Below are 17,130 nucleotides of genomic sequence, written 5' to 3'. Positions count from 1 at the left end.
CGTCACCGGTCGTACGCGGACGCCCCGCCTCCTCACGCCACGTCGATCCCGAAGTCCCCCACCAGCTCGGCCAGACCGCCCCCGTACCCCTTGCCGCCCACCACGAAGTCCCAGTCCCCGCCGGCCCTCCGCCGGAACGACCCCAGGACCAGCGCCGTCTCCCCCGGACGCCCGTCCGACACCACCAGCCGGTCCAGCTCCGCCCCCGCGTCGTCCCGCAGCACGATCCCCGCGTCCACGAACCCCGACAGGTCCGCGTCCGGATTCGCCTCGGGATCGATCGCGGCCACCAGCACCAGCCGGTCGGCCGCCGCGGGCAGCGCCTCGAACCCCACCCGCACCGCCGCCCGGTCCCCCGCCGGCGCCGCCACCATCGCCACCGAACCGTCCGGCGTCGCCCCGTTGTTGTAGAAGACGAACCACTCGTCCCCCAGAACCCGGCTCCCCGCGCACACCAGCGCGCACACGTCCAGCGCGACCGCCCCCGACCACACCATGCCCAGCACGTTGAAGTCCTCGTCCGCCTCCACGGACGGCTCCACCCGCGCCGGCTCCGGCACCGGCCCCCCGGCCCCCAGCCGCCCGCGCAACCCGTGCCGGTGCAACAGGTCGACCAGCTCCGTGCCCGGGATCAGCGTCAGCGGCTTGCCGTCGGCGAAGGCGTACGAACCAGGCCCGAACTTCGACGTCGTGACCAGCACCCCCTTGTTGGCCCCCGCCCCCTGCACCGTCCCGAAGAGATCGCGCACCGCGCTCGGCGGCACCGTGTTCCGGTACCGCTTCACCTGCACCACGATCGACCCGCCGCTGATCGGATCGGGATCCAGCGCCTCGACGTCCACACCACCGTCGTTCGACCGGCGCGTCGTCACCGCCTGAAGCCCCCGCGCCCGGAACAGCTCCGCGACCAGGCCCTCGAAGGCGATCGGATCCATGGACAGCAGATCCGGCTCCTCCCCGTCGCCCTGGACCACGACCTCCGTCCCGACCTGATCGGGAGACCGCAGCGACGCCACGGCGACCCGCTCCTCCGGCTTCCCGGACAACCGCCCCGCGAGCGCCCCCGTCAGACACTCCACCCCGTCCACCAGACCCAGGTTGAGCCGGTCGAAATCACGCCGCGCCACCACGACGGACGCCACGCACACCCGCGCATCGAGCCCGGTCGCCGGATCGACCCCGCTCACGTACCCGTTCAGAGCCACGGACTCCAGAGCCCCGAAACCATCGGCGGCGAACAGCTCCCGCACCGCGAGCAGCACGCTCTGGGCGAGGACGCTCCGGTACAGCGCCCGCCGCTGCGTCACCGGCCGCGGCACCTCCTTCTCCTGGTCGGTGCTCGGCAGGTACTTGATCCCCTTCACCTCGGGAACGACCTCGTACCCCGGCAGGTCCCAGTCCAGGACGAAGCCGCGACCGCCCCGGTCGTAGGCGGCCGACACCTCACGGGGGAACCCCTCCGGCCAGGCGCCGGACGCGAAGAGCACGGCGGAGAAGTACTCGACGACGGTCGCCGGCTCCCCCGCCGACAGCGCGTCACCGGTCCCGGCGACCCCCCGGTTGTGCTCCCTGATCTCGGAGATCCGGGCGGCCGCCCAGGCGTCGTACTCCCTCCGGTACGCCGCCAGCGACTCCAGGCGACGCGCCTCGGCCGCCTGCGCCGCGTACCAGTCCTGCTCGAACCGCACCCGGCCGCCCCCGCCGAGACCGTGGTACGACCGCTGGTCCGGCATCGGCACGGGCTGCCCCAGAGGCCCGGGCGCGAACGGCTCGACCTCCTCCGCCCGCCGCAGCGCGTCCACCCGGAACGCCGGCGCCCGGCACCCCGCCGCGAGCAGCCCCTCCAGCACGGCGACCCGCTCGTCGATCTCCCGCGTCCTGCGCAGCGCGTCGGCCTCGCGATGCCGCCGGTACTCCGCCCGCTGCTCCCGCCGCATCCGGGACACGTCCCGCTCGTACGCCCGCTGCGCCCGCTCGGCGTCACGCTGCTGTCGCAGCAGCGCCTGCTGCCGCCCCTCCCTCTCCCGCTGCGCCACCCGCTGCTGCTCGGCCCAGATCCCGATCAGCCCACCGGAACGCCGACCCATCGACCGCACCCCTCCCCGGAAAACCCCACGCCGCGTACACGCCCCCGTAACGCACAAGTGTCCCGGACCAGAGTGGTCCGGGACACGAGATCGGCAGAGCCCCCTGTCGGATTCGAACCGACGACCTACGCATTACAAGTGCGTTGCTCTGGCCGGACTGAGCTAAGGAGGCACACGCGCGTTCTCACGCGCGAGTGGCCCCCACTCTACACAGCGCCACCAACGACCCCGAAGGACTTCCGGCGCCCGCGCTCGGTCGCCCGCCGCGCCCGGGGGGTCCCCGGAAATCTCCTCGTCTGCGACTACTGACAGACCCGACACCGCCAAGGTAGCGTCGAGCGCAGTTCACCCAGGTGGACTAGACCCATCCTTCCTTCCACTCGGATCGTCCGGCACGTTCCTGCCGGTGAAGGGATCTATCACCATGGCTTCTGTCACCTTCGACAAGGCGACCCGGATCTACCCCGGCGCCAAGACCCCCTCGGTCGACCAGCTCGACATCGAGATCGGCGACGGCGAGTTCCTCGTCCTCGTCGGCCCCTCCGGCTGCGGCAAGTCGACCTCGCTGCGCATGCTGGCCGGCCTGGAGGACGTGAACGCGGGCGCCATCCGCATCGGTGACCGCGACGTCACCCACCTGCCGCCGAAGGACCGGGACATCGCCATGGTGTTCCAGAACTACGCGCTGTACCCGCACATGACCGTCGCCGACAACATGGGCTTCGCCCTCAAGATCGCCGGCGTCAACAAGAGCGAGATCCGCGCCAAGGTCGAAGAGGCCGCGAAGATCCTCGACCTCACCCAGTACCTGGACCGCAAGCCGAAGGCGCTCTCCGGCGGTCAGCGCCAGCGTGTCGCCATGGGCCGCGCGATCGTGCGCGAGCCCCAGGTCTTCCTCATGGACGAGCCGCTGTCGAACCTCGACGCCAAGCTCCGCGTGTCGACCCGTACGCAGATCGCCGGCCTCCAGCGCCGCCTCGGCATCACCACGGTCTACGTCACCCACGACCAGACCGAGGCCCTCACCATGGGCGACCGCGTCGCCGTGCTGAAGGACGGTCTGCTCCAGCAGGTCGACACCCCGCGCAACATGTACGACCGCCCCGCGAACCTCTTCGTCGCCGGCTTCATCGGCTCCCCCGCCATGAACCTGATCGAGGTCCCGATCACCGAGGGCGGCGTGAAGTTCGGCAACAGCATCGTCCCGGTCTCCCGTGACGCGCTGGCCACCGCCGCCGCCAACGGCGACACCACCGTGGTCGTCGGCGTCCGCCCGGAGCACTTCGACGTCTCGGGCCCGACGAGCAAGGACGGCGTCGCCGTCACCGTCAACGTCGTCGAGGAGCTCGGCTCCGACGGCTTCGTCTACGGCTCCACCCGCGTCGGCGGCGAGGACAAGGACATCGTCATCCGCGTCGGCGGCCGCGAGATCCCCTCGAAGGGCTCCACGCTGCACGTCGTCCCGCGCGCCGGCGAGCTGCACGTCTTCTCCAAGTCGACGGAGCTCCGCATCAGCGAGTGACCCCGACCTGAAACGGCCGGTGGCGAACGGCCCCGTATCCCTTGCGGATGCGGGGTCGTTCGTTTAAACGGGCTTACCCCGGAAAACCCCGGCATTCGGGGCCCTCCCCACCGCCCCGCGTCAACACGGGATTCGAAAAGGCGCGTCGAACCATCCCTCGCGAGAGTGACTAAATGTCGCCATATCACTACCGCCCGCTACGCTCGCCGGTGTGACGCACACTGCCCGCCGAATCGGCCGCTCCCTCGCCCTCGTCCTGCCCGTCGTCCTGGTCCTCTCGGGAACGCTCGCGGTGTCCGCCGTCCCGTGGGCCGGCCAGGACGCCGAAGGCCAGATGCTGACGGCGTCCGCCGCGGACGTCTCCACCCGCGCGAAGTCCCGCGCCCCGCACGACGTCCTGCGGGACCGGCTCCTCGCCGAGCTCCAGGAGAAGGACCCGGGCGTCGCCCTCACCCACCTCCAGCGCGAGGTGGAGAACCGCCCCTCGCTCGCCGAGCACTGCGTGTCGATCGCCCGCGCCCTCGGCCGCGCCGCCGTCGAGCACTACGGCCCGTCCCGCGCCCAGGCCTTCTCCCGGCCGGTCTGCGACACCGCGTACGCGACCGGCGTGATGCGCGCGACGGGCTGAGCGCCGTCACCGCGCCCGCGCCCGCGGGGCACCTATCGTTCCCCGTATGCACACCACTCCGACGCAGGCCGTGGTCCTGGCGGGCGGCCAGGGCTCGCGGCTGCGCCCCTACACCGATGACCGCCCCAAGCCGATGGTCGAGATCCCGGGCACCGGGACCCCGATCATCGGCCATCAGCTTTCCTGGCTGGCCGCCGAGGGCGTGACCGACGCCGTCGTCTCCTGCGGGCACCTCGCCGAAGTCCTCCAGGAGTGGCTGGAGGAGGCGGACCTCCCGCTCGAGGTGACCACGGTCGTCGAGTCCGAGCCGCTGGGCCGCGGCGGCGGCCTCAAGTACGCCGCCGCGCACCTGCCCGCGCCGGACCGGCCCTGGTACGCGACCAACGGCGACATCTGGACCCGCTTCTCGCTGCGCGAGATGGCCGCCTTCCACGACGAGCGGGACGCCACCGCCACCCTGGCCCTGGCCCGTCCCCGGATCCCGTGGGGGGCCGTGGAGACGGACACCTTCGGCCACATCACCGACTTCGTCGAGGCGCCGCCGTCGCCGTTCCTCATCAACGCCGGCGTGTACGTCTTCTCCCCCGCCTTCACCGAGCTCCTGCCCGACCTCGGCGACCACGAGCGGACCACCTTCCCGCGTCTCGCCCGCGAGCGGCGCCTGGCCGGCTTCCCGCTGCCCCAGGGCGCGTACTGGCGGGCCATCGACACCGCGAAGGACCTCACGGAGGCCGCGAAGGAGCTCGCCTCGCAGGGGCTCTGAGGCAGGCACGAGAAGAGGCGGCACCCCCCCCTCCCTGGGACGGTGCCGCCTCTGTCGTACGAGGGCCTACGAGGACCTGCGAGGCCTGCGGGTACGGCTCCGGGCTCAGCCCAGCAGGCCGCCGATCGGGTTCCGCGGGGCCTCGCCGCCGCCGGTGGTGGCCTCCTCGGTCGGCGTCTCCTGGCTGGGGGTGCCGGTGGACGAACCGCCGCCGGAGGAGGACGAGGAACCGCCGGTGCCGGTGGCGCTGGGGCTGTCGCTGGTGGCCGGCGGCGGGGCCGGCTCGGACTCCGCGGGCGTACGGCCGCCGGTGCCGCCGGTGCCCTCGGTGGCGGTCGGCCGGCTGCTCTCCCTGGTGGGGGCGGACGAGGTGCCGGAGCCGGTCTCGGTCGGCCGGGCGGCCTCCTGGGTCGCCTCCCGGGTCTCCTCGTCCTCCTCCTCGCGCGCCTCGGTCGTGGCCGGCGCGGTGGGCTCGGTCCGCTCGCCGCGCGGCGACTCGGACGGGGTGCGGCGGCGCTCGGTCTCCGAGGGGAGCGGCCGGCCGGGCAGGTGGTTGATCGGGTCGTCGTTCGGGCCCGGGACGGTCACCATCTCGGTGGAGCGGACGGCGCCGCCGAGGACGGAGCCGACCAGCAGGGTGAGGCCGACGACGACGGAGGCGAAGAGGAGCGAGCGGCGCATCACCCGGCGGCGCAGCTCCCACAGTTCGGCGCGCGGTCCGAGGGTCCGCCACGCCTCACCGGCGATCCGTCCGTCGAGCGAGTAGACCGGGGCGCCGGCGATGATCAGCGGCGACCAGGCGGCCAGGTAGATGATGTCGGGCGCGTCGTAGACGGGGACGGTCCGCCAGCTCACGGTGAGGATCAGGGCGGCGGACAGGAGGGCGCCGACTACGGCGGCGACGCGCTGCCAGAGGCCGAGGACGGTGAGGACGCCGACGACGACCTGGAGGAAGGCGACGGTGAGCCCGGCGCCCACGGGGTGCTGGAGCGCGAAGTCACGCAGCGGCTCGGCGAGCGGCCACGGGTGGAGCTGGGTGAGCCACTTGACCATGGAGCCGCGCTCGCCGCCGTCGAAGTAGACGGGGTCGCAGAGCTTGCCCATGCCGGCGTAGATGGAGATGAAGCCGAGGAAGACGCGGAGCGGCAGCAGCACCACGCCGAGGTTCATCCGGCGGCCCGGGTAGTAGGCGTGGCGGACCGGGTCGGTGCCGGAGCGCTGGGAGGCGGGGCGGGCCTCCTCGTACGCCTCGGGCTCGGGCCGCCGCTCGTACACGTCGTCGTAGGCGCCCTCGGCCCGCCGCATGGGCGGGAGGATCGGCGCGACGGCCTCGGCCGGGACGACGGGGGTGGGCATCGTGTCGTCGATGCGGGGGATGGTCTGGGTGGCCGGCTCCAGCGTGGAGACCGCGGGGCCCGAGGACTCGCGCACGGCCTGGAGGAGTCCGGTCGCGCCCGGCGTGGCCTTTCCGCTCCACACGACGGGTCGGCGGCGCGGCGCCCCCGCGCCTGCGGCGCCGGAGAGGGCGGCCACGCGGGGGTTCGCGGCGAACTTCGGCTGCTGGGCCGGCGCGAGCCGCACACGGAAGCTGGCGTGGTTCACGATCACCTGGGCGGGATCGGAATCCACTTTGACCATGCTCAGCGCGGGCTGGTCGTCGAACCCCGGCCGGGGCGTTCTGGTGTCCACACTCATCTAACCGAGTGACGCGCGGTTTGGACACTGCCTTGACATGTTCGGAATGTCCGAGGTCCGTCAAGATCACGGCCGGGACGCGTCCCCCGTACGGGTCAGCCCGTACGGGGGAGGCGGGTCAGACCATGCGGCGGCGGGCGGCCTCGTAGAGGACGACGCCGGCGGCGACGCCCGCGTTGAGGGACTCGGCGCCACCGGGCATCGGGATGCGGACGAGGATGTCGCAGGTCTCGCCGACGAGGCGGGAGAGGCCCTTGCCCTCGGAACCGACGACGATGACGACCGGGCCCGCGAGGGCCTCCAGCTCGTGCACCTCGGCCTCGCCGTCGGCGGCCAGGCCGACGACGGTCAGGCCCGCCTTCTGGTACTCCTGGATGCAGCGGGTCAGGTTGGTGGCGCGGGCCACCGGGGTGCGGGCGGCGGTGCCGGCGGAGGTCTTCCAGGCACCGGCGGTCATGCCGGCGGCGCGGCGCTCGGGGACGACGACGCCGTGCCCGCCGAAGGCGGAGACGGAGCGGACGATCGCGCCGAGGTTGCGCGGGTCGGTGACGCCGTCGAGGGCGACGATGAGCGGGTCCTCGTGCTCGTCGTAGGCGGCCGCGGCGAGGTCCTCGGGGTGCGCGTACTCGTACGGCGGGACCTGGAGGACGAGGCCCTGGTGGTTCAGGCCGTTGGTCATCCGGTCCAGCTCGGGGCGCGGCGCCTCCATGATGTTGATGTTGCCGCGGCCGGTGGCGAGGTTGAGGGCCTCGCGCACGCGCTCGTCGTTGTCGATGAACTGCTGCACGTACAGGGTGGTGGCGGGCACGCCGTCGCGCAGCGCCTCGAAGACGGGGTTGCGGCCGACGACCATCTCGGACTGGCCCTTGCCGCCGCGGCGGGCGACGGGCTTGCGCTTGGCCGCGTTCCTGGCCATCGCGTTGGAGACGCGGAAGGCCTTGTGGCCCTTGCGGTCCTCGGCCTTGGGCGTCGGGCCCTTGCCCTCCAGGGCGCGGCGTCGCTTGCCACCGCTGCCGATCGTCGCGCCCTTCTTGTTGGACGTGCGACGTCCCCTGCGCTGGCTGTTCCCGGCCATGACTGCTACCTGTTCCTCTGGCGTACGTGCGGAAGCTTGTTAAGTGAAGTGTGCCGCCCGGGGCTCCGGGCGGCACATCATCGGGGTGTTCTATCGGTTGGCGATGGTCCAGCGGGGGCCGTCGGGGCTGTCCTCGATGACCAGTCCGGACTGGGTGAGCTGGTCGCGGATGGCGTCCGCGGTGCCCCAGTCCTTGCGCTCGCGGGCCGCCTCGCGCTGCTGGAGCACGAGCCGGACGAGGGTGTCGACGACGCCGTGGAGCTCCTCGCCGCCGCCGGACTCGTCGGCCCAGTGGGGGTCGAGCGGGTCCAGGCCGAGGACGCCGAGCATGGCGCGGACCTCGGCGAGGCGGGCGATGGCCTCGTCCTTGTCGTCGGCGCCCAGCGCGCTGTTGCCCTGTCGGACGGTGGTGTGGATGATCGCCAGGGCGTGCGGGACGCCGAGGTCGTCGTCCATGGCCTCGGCGAAGGCCGGGGGCACCTCGGCGGCGGGCGGGACGGTCCGGCCGGCCTTCTCGGTGGCGCGCTGGACGAAGCCCTCGATGCGGCCGAAGGCGGCCTCGGCCTCGCGCAGGGACTCCTCGCTGTACTCGATCATCGAGCGGTAGTGCGGGGTGCCCAGGTAGTAGCGCAGGACGATGGGACGCCAGTTCTTGACCATCTCGGAGACGAGGACGGAGTTGCCGAGGGACTTCGACATCTTCTCGCCGCTCATGGTGACCCAGGCGTTGTGGACCCAGTAGCGGGCGAACTCGTCGCCGAAGGCCTTCGCCTGGGCGATCTCGTTCTCGTGGTGGGGGAAGATCAGGTCGAGTCCGCCGCCGTGGATGTCGAAGGCGGAGCCGAGGTACTTGTGGGCCATGGCCGAGCACTCCAGGTGCCAGCCGGGGCGGCCGCGGCCCCACGGGGTCTCCCAGTCCGGCTCGCCGGGCTTGGTCGCCTTCCACATGGCGAAGTCGCGGGGGTCGCGCTTGCCGGAGACGCCCTCGTCGGGCTGGCGGAGGTCGTCCAGGTCCTGGTTGGAGAGCTCCAGGTAGCCGGGGAAGGAGCGGACGTCGAAGTAGACGCTGCCGGCGGCCTCGTAGGCGTGACCGCGCTCGATGAGGCCGCGCATCATCTCGATCATCTCGGGCACGTGGCCGGTGGCGCGGGGCTCGTACGTGGGCGGGAGGCAGCCCAGGGCGTCGTAGCCGGCGTTGAAGGCGCGCTCGTTCTCGTAGCCGATGGACCACCAGGCGCGGTCCTGGTCCCTGCCCTTGGCGATGATCTTGTCGTCGATGTCGGTGACGTTGCGGACGAAGGTGACGTCGTAGCCGCGGTGGGCGAACCAGCGGCGCATGATGTCGAAGTTCAGCCCCGACCGGATGTGTCCGATGTGCGGGGCGGCCTGGACGGTGGCGCCACAGAGGTAGATCGAGACGCAGCCCGGCGTGAGCGGGGTGAAGTCACGGATCTGCCGGGCGCTGGTGTCGTACAGGCGAATAGTCACGGGGTCCAGGGTAGTGGTCGAGCGGTGGTGCCCCGCGACCGATTCCGGGGAGCGGGGCACGATTTTCCGGGCGTCAGCGGGTGACGGGGTAGACGAGCGCGGTCGCCAGGGCGGCGAGGCCCTCGGCGCGGCCGGTGAGGCCGAGTCCGTCGGTGGTGGTGCCGGAGACGGAGACGGGGGCGCCGGCCGCTTCGCTCAGGGCCTTCTGGGCTTCGTCGCGGCGCTTGCCGATCTTGGGGCGGACGCCGACGACCTGGACGGCGATGTTGCCGATCTCGTACCCCTCGGCGCGGACGATCCGGGCGGCCTCGGCGAGGAGGGTGACGCCGGAGGCGCCGGACCACTCGGGGCGGGAGGTGCCGAAGTGGGCGCCGAGGTCGCCGACGCCGGCGGCGGAGAAGAGCGCGTCACAGGCGGCGTGGGCGGCGACGTCACCGTCGGAGTGCCCGGCGAGGCCGTACCCGTCGCTGTCGGAGCCCTCCCAGAGGAGGCCGGCGCACCAGAGTTCGCGGCCCTTCTCGAAGGCGTGGACGTCGGTGCCGATTCCGGTGCGGGGCAGCACGGGGAGCTCAGAAGCCATCGTTGGCCCTCCTGCGGGCGAGTACGGCCTCGGCGAGGACGAGGTCGAGGGGGCGGGTCACCTTGAAGGCCTCTTCGTGGCCGGGCACGACGACGACGGGCGCGCCGAGCCGCTCGACCATGCCGGCGTCGTCGGTGGCGCCCTCGCCGGCGAGGGCGATGGTGGCGTGGGCGTCGACCAGGGTGTCGTGGTCGAAGCCCTGGGGGGTCTGGACGGCGCGGAGCCGGGCGCGGATCGGGGTGGCGACGACCTGCTCCGGGTCGCCGGGGGTCCCGGCCGGTTCGACCTCCTTGACGGTGTCGGCCACGGGCAGCGCGGGGACGACGGCGACGGCTCCGTCCCGGACCGCCTCGATCACGGCGTCGACGGTGTCGACGGGGACGAGGGGGCGGGCCGCGTCGTGGACGAGGACCGTGGTGATGCCGGCGGGGAGCGCCTTGAGGCCGAGGTGGACGGACTCCTGGCGGGTGTCGCCGCCGGCGACGACGAGGTAGTCCGTGCGCTCGGGGAGGGCGTGGGCGTCGAGGAGGTGCTTGACCTCGGTGACGCCGTCGGCGGGGGCGACCACGACGACGAGCTGGACCGCGCGGGAGGCGGCCATGGCGCGGACGGCGTGGATGAGCATGGGCGTGCCGTTCAGCGCGCGCAGCGCCTTGGGGGCGCCCGGGCCGAGGCGTACGCCCCGCCCGGCGGCGGGGATCACCGCTGCGGTGCGGTGGGGACGCGCTTCGTCAGACATCGGTTGCACTCCGGCAGGTTTGTTTCCGCGGGCGACGTGGGTATGGCGTCAGCAGGTTTCGATACGACGCCTCGACCGGGCCCTTTCCGTGACGACGGTCGGGGCGTCGCCGTGCGGGAGCCGCGGGCCGCGTGCTCCGTGGGGAGGGGAAAAGAGGAGACGAACATGCCGCAGTGCCCGGCGACGGCGCTGTGGAATCGATGGTGTGGATCGATGATTCACAGCGTGTCGGCGGGCACCGCGGCATTACTACTGCTGGGCATGGTGTGCGCCAGGCGTCAGGACGCGAGCACCTCGTCGAGGAGGGCCTCGGCCTTGTCCTCGTTGGTGTTCTCCGCGAGCGCCAGCTCGCTCACCAGGATCTGCCGAGCCTTGGCGAGCATGCGCTTCTCACCTGCGGAGAGACCACGCTCGCGCTCGCGGCGCCAGAGGTCGCGGACCACTTCGGCGACCTTGATGACATCGCCGGAGGCGAGCTTCTCGAGGTTCGCCTTGTAGCGGCGGGACCAGTTCGTCGGCTCCTCGGCGTACGGCGCGCGCAGCACCTCGAAGACCCGGTCGAGCCCGTCCTGCCCGACAACGTCGCGCACGCCTACGAACTCCGCGTTGTCCGCCGGCACGCGAACCGTCAGGTCGCCCTGCGCGACCTTGAGCACCAAGTAGGTCTTGTCCACACCCTTGATCTGGCGAGTTTCAATGGCCTCGATCAGCGCGGCCCCGTGATGGGGATAGACCACGGTGTCGCCAACCTTGAACGTCATGTGACAGGTACCCCTTCCGTGGCTATCCAGGGTAACACGGAAACTGGTTCTTCTGAATGGCGTTTCCGCAGGTCAGGGCATATCTCGGGGCTTGACAAGTGCGTCGCCCACATGCTGCAGAGGCCTTGCGGAAGGCGGTATTCGCAGGTCGGAGGGGCTACGTCGACGGAGAGAAACGCGCACGTCACACACATCCGGAGACCCCCGGAGAGTGCAGTATGTCCCGTTTCGTACGACCCCGAGTGGCCTCCTTCACATACTCCGTTCGAGGATCGACCACCCGTACGGAGGGATCGCGCCGAGAATCCGGAATTGATCAGCGGGCGACCCGTCCGTGCTTTTCCGTAAGGGAAGCGATGCGGAATGCGACGCGGCCGCCGGAATTGATCACGTCGGTTATGTGAACGCGGGGCCAATGGGATGTGTTCCGGCCACGGCCGGGGCGCGCGACCGGCCGTCCTCGCGGGACCGCGCGTGCGGCGCGGGGCGCTTAGGGGCGGGTCGGGTGCGGGACGGAGAGTGCGGCTCGGTAACCTAAGCGCGCTGACGCACCTTTAGCTGGTCCTTAGTACCCCTGGTACCGCTCCGGTACCTCTCCCGTCCGTACGTCCTAGGAGTTGCCGCCGCCGTGAGCCGCAGCCTTCGACGCGGCGCTCTCGCCGCCACCGCCGTCGTGTTCTCGATCGCCGCGCTGTCCGCCTGCGGGGCGGGCAACGACGCCCAGACGCTCGGCGTCAAGCCGGACAACGCCGCCGTCACGGTGGACGACGTCAAGATCCAGAACGCGCTCGTCATCACCCAGCCGACCCCCGGCGCCAAGGGCCCGGCGGTCGTCTCGGCCACCGTCTTCAACAACGGGCGCGCGCCGCAGACGCTCCAGTCGATCGCGCTGCCCGGCAGCAACGCGGCGGTCGTCCTCAAGGCCGCGCAGGGCACCGGCCCGATCGTGGTCCCGGCCGGCGGCTCCGTCGTCATCGGCGGCGCGGGCAACGCCTCCGCCACCATCGAGAACGGCCACGAGGCCGCGAAGAACGGCGACGCGCAGAAGGTCGTCTTCAAGCTCAGCGAGACCGGTGACGTCTCCCTGGAGGCCTTCGTCGTCCCGTCGACGAGCTACTTCAAGGACTTCGGCCCGACCGAGATCCCGCTCCCGCCGTCCGCCACCCCGTCCGCCGACGCCTCGGCCGACGCCGGTGAGCACGGCGCCGAGCACGGTGGCGAGGAAGGCGAGCACGGCGCCGAGGACGGCGAGGCCGGCACGGGCCACTGAGCCCACGCTCGTACACACGCGGAGAGGGGCGCCCCCGGTCGGGGGCGCCCCTCTCGCGTACACGGCCCTGCGCTGCACGCCCCGAAACCCCGCGCGCGGGCGGGGCCCCGGGATCCTACGGCTCGAACTTGTAGCCCAGGCCCCGGACCGTCACCAGATAGCGCGGGGCGCCGGGGTCGGGCTCGATCTTGGCGCGGAGGCGCTTGACGTGGACGTCGAGGGTCTTGGTGTCGCCGACGTAGTCGGCGCCCCAGACGCGGTCGATGAGCTGCATGCGGGTGAGGACGCGGCCCGCGTTGCGGAGCAGCATCTCCAGGAGGTCGAACTCCTTCAGGGGGAGGTCGATCTTGCCGCCGGCGACCGTCACCACGTGCCGGTCGACGTCCATGCGGACCGGACCGGCCTCCAGCGCCGCCGGGGTGACCTCCTCCGGCTCGCCGCGGCGCCGGAGCACCGCGCGGATGCGGGCGACCAGCTCGCGGGAGGAGAAGGGCTTCGTCACGTAGTCGTCGGCTCCTATCTCCAGCCCGACGACCTTGTCGATCTCGCTGTCCTTCGCGGTCACCATGATGACCGGGACGTTGGAGCGGCCGCGCAGCTGCCGGCAGACCTCCGTGCCGGGCAGGCCGGGCAGCATCAGGTCGAGGAGGACGAGGTCCGCTCCGTTGCGCTCGAACTCGTCGAGTCCGTCGGGGCCGGTCGCCGCCACGGCGACCTCGAAGCCTTCTTTGCGGAGCATGTACGACAGGGCGTCGCTGAAGGATTCCTCATCCTCGACGACAAGGACTCGGGTCACGGAAGGACCTCCGGTGCAGGAAGCGGTTCGGTCATGAGATCGGGGGTGAGGGAGGCGGGGGTCCGGCGGTCCCTCGCGGAGCCCGCCTCGGGCAGCCGCAGGGTGAAGGTGGAGCCCTGACCCTCGGTGCTCCACACCGTGACCTCTCCGCCGTGCGAGGCGGCCACGTGCTTGACGATCGCGAGCCCGAGCCCCGTACCGCCGGTGGCACGCGAGCGTGCCGGGTCGACGCGGTAGAAGCGCTCGAAGATCCGCTCGCGGTCCTTCTCCGGGATGCCGATGCCCTGGTCGGTCACGGCTATCTCGATGAGGTCCCCGCCGGGGGCCGCGACACGGCGGGCGGCGATGCCCACGCGGGTCCGGGCCGGCGAGTAGTTGACGGCGTTCTCGACCAGATTGCCGAGGGCGGCGGCGAGCTGGCCCCGGCTGCCCCAGACGAACAGGTCGGCGGAGCCTCCGGACGCCATGGTGATCTGCTTGGTGGAGGCCGGGTGCCGCGAGCGGTCGATCGCCTCGGCGACCAGCTCGTCCACGGACACCGGCTCGGAGTCCTCCAGCGGATCGTCGTTCTGCACCCGCGAGAGGTCGATGAGCTCCTGGACCAGGTTGGTCAGCCGGGTCGCCTCGATCTGCATCCGGCCCGCGAAGCGCATGACGGCCTCGGGGTCGTCCGAGGCGTCCATGACGGCCTCGGAGAGCAGGGAGAGCGCCCCGACCGGGGTCTTCAGCTCGTGGCTCACGTTCGCGACGAAGTCGCGCCGTACGGCTTCGATGCGGCGCGCCTCCGTCAGGTCCTCGACCAGGAGCAGGACGAGCCGCGAGCCGAGCGGGGCGACCCGCGCGGAGACCGCGAGGGCCTCGCCGCGGCCGCCGCCGCGCCGGGGCAGGTCCAGCTCGACCTGGCGTATCTCCCCGTCCCTGCGGGTGTCGCGGGCCATGTTGAGCATCGGCTCCACGGCCAGCTTCCCGCCGCGGACGAGCCCGAGGGCGTACGCCGCCGAGCTCGCCTTCACCACGGAGTCGCTCTCGTCGAGCACGACCGCGGAGGAGCGCAGCACGGAGAGCACGGTGTCGACGCCGGGCGGCAGCACGGCGTCGGTGTGCAGGGAGGTACGGGTGGGTCGCGCCTGGTCGCGTTCGCTCCAGCGGAACGCCAGCATGGCGATCACGCCGGTGCACACGCCGGCGATCGCGGCCAATGCGGCGACCGCCGCGTTCACGTCCATGCCATCCAGGTTATGCGTGGTCACGGACACTCTCCCAGCCGTCCGAGTGGCTGCTCGAACACTCGTCGCTCAGAGTTCACCCTGGGGACGGGGCCGGTTCATTTGTCCCGAGGGGCACCGCCCCCTGCGTCGCCCAGAGTTCACCTTCAGGTCCATGGCGGTTCACGTGAGGGGATGGAGCCGGACGCACAGGGGGCCGAACGTGGGAGCGTGGGGTCCTGAGCGACCACCCGATGAAGAGAGCACTGCCGGAGAGAGGGACATCCATGCGGGACGCGTACCACGAGGAACTTGATTCGATCGGCGAGGGCCTGGTCGAGATGGCCCGGCTGGTCGGATCGGCGATCGGGCGCGCCACCACGGCGATGCTCGACGCGGACCTGAAGCTCGCGGAGAGCGTGATCGCCGCGGACCAGAAGGTCGACGACCTCCAGCACGACCTGGAGGCGCGGGCGATAGCGCTGCTCGCGCGCCAGCAGCCGGTGGCGACGGACCTGCGGATCGTGGTCACCTCGCTGCGGATGAGCGCCGACCTGGAGCGCTCGGGCGACCTGGCACAGCACGTGGCCAAGCTGACCCGGCTGCGCTTCCCGGACCGCGCCGTCCCCAACGACCTGCACGCGACCATCCTCCAGATGGGCCAGCTCGCGCAGCGCCTGATGGCGAAGGCCGCCGAGGTCATCATCACCAAGGACGTCGACCTGGCGATGCAGCTGGAGCAGGACGACGACGAGATGGACCTGCTGCACCGGGCGCTCTTCCAGCACCTGATGGACGACCGGTGGAAGCACGGCATCGAGACGGCCGTGGACGTGACGCTGCTGGGCCGGTACTACGAGCGGTTCGCCGACCACGCGGTGTCGGTGGCGAAGCGGGTCGTCTATCTGGTGACGGGCGAGCACGCGGACGAGCTCCAGCCGACGGACACGCCGGTCGAGGGCGCGTAGGGCGTACGCGGGCCCGGTGGGGCACTCGGGGGGCGCACAGGCGCGCGGGGCTACCGTGCGCCGTTGATGCGCCGGTCCGGCGGGGCATGGAATGGGGGACGAGGGACGAACCGCGTCCCGCGAGGGAGGGACCCCCATGGCCGATTCCCCCATCACGACCGACTCCGCCGCGGAGGCCCCGCGCGAGCGGTCGCCGCTGCCCCTCCTGGGCGCCTGCGGCTGCGGCCCCGGCTGCGGCTGCGGCTGCCAGGCGGGGGCGCCGTGCCAGTGCGGCGGCTGCTCCGGCTGACGAGAGCGGGGGAGGGTCCCGGCGGGCCCCTCCCCCGCCCCGGCCGTCACAGGTCGAGGACGCCGACGGTCTGGCCGCCGCTCTCCTCGCCGGTGGTGCGGAATCCGAGCCGACGGTAGAACTCCCCGGGCCCGTCCTCGCCGGGCTCCCAGGTCACGTACATCCGCCGGGCCCCGCGCCGGCGCAGCTCCTCGGCGACCGCGTCGACCGCGAAGCGGCCGTATCCCGCGCCCTGCGCGTCGGCGGAGATGTTCAGCCGCCACAGCCCGCTGCGCCGGTCCGACGGGTCCTCCTCCTCGCGCCAGGCGATGTCGAGGAAGGCCATGACGAAGCCGACGAGCCGGTCGCCGTCGAGGATCAGGCGGGGCCAGGCGGTCTCGCCGTACGCGTACGCCTCGGCCAGCGACTTCACGACGGGCGAGACGTTCTTCTCCTGATGGGGGTGGACGCGCAGGGCGAGAGCGGCGTCCACGGTGGCCGGGGTGACCGGCTCCAGGCGCGGTGATCGTGTCATGCGCGGGACGGTAGCGAGCGGCACCGCCCGCGGCGTCCCCTTTTCCGCCCCCGCCGCCCCCCTCGGACCTCCTCCGCCCCCCGCGAACCCCTTTCACCTCGGATTACCGTCGGTCACCCCTGGGCATCGGCCGCTCCGCCCGACAGAATTGCGGCCATGCCCTCCGCGCGAGCGATCCTCCTGACAGCGGCAGCGGCCGGTACCGCCGCGCTGCTGCTCACGGGCTGCTCGGTGCCGCCGGCCGGACTGACGGGCGTCTCGGTGGCGGAGGACGGCACCCCGCTCGGCGTCCTCCTCATGTGCCACGACCACGTGGACGGGGCGACGCTCCATCCGGGCGGCCGGCCGCCGGAGTCCGAGGAGACCACGGGCGCCTGGCGGCACGAGGGACGCGTCACCGGCTTCACCAGCTGGCCGCTGCTGCCGACGGCGGGCGCGCCGACGGCCGAGCGGTGGACGGCGGAGCAGGAGGCGACCCGGCTGGAGAAGGGCCGGGCGTACCGGCTGTACGGCTGGACCTCGGACGACTCCTGGTCCACGGTGGCCGTCGAGTTCACCCCGGAGGACCTGGCCCGCCTGAGGCCGGGCCAGGTGCGCTACACCGTGGACGACGAGATCCGCACGACCTCCCTCGACGACTTCCGCGACCTCGCCTGCGACGAGGCCGCGGGCGGCCGCGAGGAGCACTGACGCGAAGGAGCCCCCCGCCCGCGGTGATCCGCGGACGGGGGGCTCCTTCGGGCCGTACGG

Annotated in this window: 17 protein-coding genes and 1 tRNA gene; 7 read left to right on the top strand and 11 right to left on the bottom strand. The window is 72.3% G+C overall.

Annotated features, from left to right (window positions below; all coding sequences use genetic code 11):
• Window positions 1–32 precede the first annotated feature (32 nt).
• On the bottom strand, window positions 33–2,087 hold the full coding sequence (locus tag ACF1BN_RS26730) for a restriction endonuclease (RefSeq protein WP_392334135.1): 2,055 nt from the start codon (window positions 2,085–2,087) through the stop codon (window positions 33–35).
• Window positions 2,088–2,184: 97 nt separating this feature from the next.
• Window positions 2,185–2,259: transfer RNA gene (locus ACF1BN_RS26725), tRNA-Thr, on the bottom strand.
• A 252-nt stretch (window positions 2,260–2,511) separates the two neighbouring features.
• On the opposite strand from ACF1BN_RS26725, the gene ACF1BN_RS26720 reads away from it, so the two are divergent.
• From ACF1BN_RS26720 to ACF1BN_RS26710, 3 genes are all read left to right on the top strand, one after another.
• Window positions 2,512–3,609 carry an ABC transporter ATP-binding protein gene (locus ACF1BN_RS26720; RefSeq protein WP_388867327.1) on the top strand — a complete coding sequence of 366 codons (1,098 nt, stop codon included), beginning with the start codon at window positions 2,512–2,514 and terminating at the stop codon, window positions 3,607–3,609.
• Window positions 3,610–3,820: 211 nt separating this feature from the next.
• Window positions 3,821–4,237 (top strand): hypothetical protein, encoded by a 417-nt coding sequence (locus tag ACF1BN_RS26715; protein ID WP_392334134.1) that lies wholly within the window; start codon window positions 3,821–3,823, stop codon window positions 4,235–4,237.
• Between the two features lie 46 nt (window positions 4,238–4,283).
• Window positions 4,284–5,000: an NDP-sugar synthase gene (locus ACF1BN_RS26710; RefSeq protein WP_392334133.1), complete on the top strand. Its 717-nt coding sequence runs from the start codon at window positions 4,284–4,286 to the stop codon at window positions 4,998–5,000.
• A gap of 105 nt (window positions 5,001–5,105) precedes the next feature.
• On the opposite strand, the gene ACF1BN_RS26705 is transcribed toward ACF1BN_RS26710, so the two are convergent.
• The 6 genes from ACF1BN_RS26705 to ACF1BN_RS26680 form a co-directional block, all read right to left on the bottom strand.
• Window positions 5,106–6,695: a DoxX family protein gene (locus ACF1BN_RS26705; protein WP_392334132.1), complete on the bottom strand. Its 1,590-nt coding sequence runs from the start codon at window positions 6,693–6,695 to the stop codon at window positions 5,106–5,108.
• A 118-nt stretch (window positions 6,696–6,813) separates the two neighbouring features.
• Window positions 6,814–7,770, bottom strand: a complete 957-nt coding sequence (gene rlmB, locus ACF1BN_RS26700; RefSeq protein WP_392334131.1) for a 23S rRNA (guanosine(2251)-2'-O)-methyltransferase RlmB — start codon at window positions 7,768–7,770, stop codon at window positions 6,814–6,816.
• A gap of 90 nt (window positions 7,771–7,860) precedes the next feature.
• Window positions 7,861–9,258, bottom strand: coding sequence for a cysteine--tRNA ligase (gene cysS, locus ACF1BN_RS26695; protein ID WP_392334130.1), 1,398 nt, complete (start codon window positions 9,256–9,258; stop codon window positions 7,861–7,863).
• A gap of 73 nt (window positions 9,259–9,331) precedes the next feature.
• Window positions 9,332–9,838 carry a 2-C-methyl-D-erythritol 2,4-cyclodiphosphate synthase gene (gene ispF / locus ACF1BN_RS26690; RefSeq protein ID WP_392334129.1) on the bottom strand — a complete coding sequence of 169 codons (507 nt, stop codon included), beginning with the start codon at window positions 9,836–9,838 and terminating at the stop codon, window positions 9,332–9,334.
• Entirely contained in the window at window positions 9,828–10,577 is a 750-nt protein-coding gene (gene ispD / locus ACF1BN_RS26685; protein ID WP_392334128.1) for a 2-C-methyl-D-erythritol 4-phosphate cytidylyltransferase, read from the bottom strand. Before ispD ends, ispF begins: the two co-directional genes overlap by 11 nt.
• Before the next feature lie 278 nt (window positions 10,578–10,855).
• Window positions 10,856–11,338 (bottom strand): CarD family transcriptional regulator, encoded by a 483-nt coding sequence (locus ACF1BN_RS26680; RefSeq protein WP_003953493.1) that lies wholly within the window; start codon window positions 11,336–11,338, stop codon window positions 10,856–10,858.
• 628 nt (window positions 11,339–11,966) lie between these two features.
• Here ACF1BN_RS26680 and ACF1BN_RS26675 point away from each other — a divergent pair.
• A complete protein-coding gene (locus ACF1BN_RS26675; RefSeq protein ID WP_392334127.1) occupies window positions 11,967–12,608 on the top strand; it encodes a DUF461 domain-containing protein in 642 nt (213 codons plus the stop codon).
• Between the two features lie 115 nt (window positions 12,609–12,723).
• Here the strand turns inward: ACF1BN_RS26675 and ACF1BN_RS26670 are convergent, their stop codons facing one another.
• On the bottom strand, window positions 12,724–13,404 hold the full coding sequence (locus ACF1BN_RS26670; RefSeq protein ID WP_189853754.1) for a response regulator transcription factor: 681 nt from the start codon (window positions 13,402–13,404) through the stop codon (window positions 12,724–12,726).
• Window positions 13,401–14,630, bottom strand: coding sequence for an ATP-binding protein (locus tag ACF1BN_RS26665; protein ID WP_351102995.1), 1,230 nt, complete (start codon window positions 14,628–14,630; stop codon window positions 13,401–13,403). Before ACF1BN_RS26665 ends, ACF1BN_RS26670 begins: the two co-directional genes overlap by 4 nt.
• A gap of 266 nt (window positions 14,631–14,896) precedes the next feature.
• On the opposite strand from ACF1BN_RS26665, the gene phoU reads away from it, so the two are divergent.
• A complete protein-coding gene (phoU, locus tag ACF1BN_RS26660; RefSeq protein WP_030750464.1) occupies window positions 14,897–15,577 on the top strand; it encodes a phosphate signaling complex protein PhoU in 681 nt (226 codons plus the stop codon).
• A gap of 136 nt (window positions 15,578–15,713) precedes the next feature.
• Window positions 15,714–15,866, top strand: coding sequence for a hypothetical protein (locus ACF1BN_RS26655; protein ID WP_392334126.1), 153 nt, complete (start codon window positions 15,714–15,716; stop codon window positions 15,864–15,866).
• A 46-nt stretch (window positions 15,867–15,912) separates the two neighbouring features.
• Here the strand turns inward: ACF1BN_RS26655 and ACF1BN_RS26650 are convergent, their stop codons facing one another.
• Entirely contained in the window at window positions 15,913–16,380 is a 468-nt protein-coding gene (locus tag ACF1BN_RS26650) for a GNAT family N-acetyltransferase (protein WP_392334125.1), read from the bottom strand.
• Between the two features lie 156 nt (window positions 16,381–16,536).
• Between ACF1BN_RS26650 and ACF1BN_RS26645 the strand changes: the two genes are divergently transcribed.
• Window positions 16,537–17,070, top strand: a complete 534-nt coding sequence (locus ACF1BN_RS26645) for a hypothetical protein (protein WP_392334124.1) — start codon at window positions 16,537–16,539, stop codon at window positions 17,068–17,070.
• Window positions 17,071–17,130 lie beyond the last annotated feature (60 nt).

Origin of the sequence: Streptomyces sp. NPDC014861 (assembly GCF_043081625.1) — a bacterium.
Lineage (GTDB): Bacteria > Actinomycetota > Actinomycetes > Streptomycetales > Streptomycetaceae > Streptomyces.
The sequence above is the reverse complement of the archived record's forward strand: the minus strand, read 5'-3'. Positions and strand labels throughout refer to the sequence as shown.

Coding starts and splice junctions, on each gene's coding strand:
- ACF1BN_RS26665 (WP_351102995.1), bottom strand. CDS start 14,630: ATGGACGTGAACGCGGCGGTCGCCGCATTGGCCGCGATCGCCGGCGTG.
- ispD (WP_392334128.1), bottom strand. CDS start 10,577: ATGTCTGACGAAGCGCGTCCCCACCGCACCGCAGCGGTGATCCCCGCC.
- rlmB (WP_392334131.1), bottom strand. CDS start 7,770: ATGGCCGGGAACAGCCAGCGCAGGGGACGTCGCACGTCCAACAAGAAG.
- ACF1BN_RS26710 (WP_392334133.1), top strand. CDS start 4,284: ATGCACACCACTCCGACGCAGGCCGTGGTCCTGGCGGGCGGCCAGGGC.
- ACF1BN_RS26655 (WP_392334126.1), top strand. CDS start 15,714: ATGGCCGATTCCCCCATCACGACCGACTCCGCCGCGGAGGCCCCGCGC.
- ACF1BN_RS26680 (WP_003953493.1), bottom strand. CDS start 11,338: ATGACGTTCAAGGTTGGCGACACCGTGGTCTATCCCCATCACGGGGCC.
- phoU (WP_030750464.1), top strand. CDS start 14,897: ATGCGGGACGCGTACCACGAGGAACTTGATTCGATCGGCGAGGGCCTG.
- ACF1BN_RS26730 (WP_392334135.1), bottom strand. CDS start 2,087: ATGGGTCGGCGTTCCGGTGGGCTGATCGGGATCTGGGCCGAGCAGCAG.
- ACF1BN_RS26650 (WP_392334125.1), bottom strand. CDS start 16,380: ATGACACGATCACCGCGCCTGGAGCCGGTCACCCCGGCCACCGTGGAC.
- ispF (WP_392334129.1), bottom strand. CDS start 9,838: ATGGCTTCTGAGCTCCCCGTGCTGCCCCGCACCGGAATCGGCACCGAC.
- ACF1BN_RS26645 (WP_392334124.1), top strand. CDS start 16,537: ATGCCCTCCGCGCGAGCGATCCTCCTGACAGCGGCAGCGGCCGGTACC.
- ACF1BN_RS26720 (WP_388867327.1), top strand. CDS start 2,512: ATGGCTTCTGTCACCTTCGACAAGGCGACCCGGATCTACCCCGGCGCC.
- ACF1BN_RS26705 (WP_392334132.1), bottom strand. CDS start 6,695: ATGAGTGTGGACACCAGAACGCCCCGGCCGGGGTTCGACGACCAGCCC.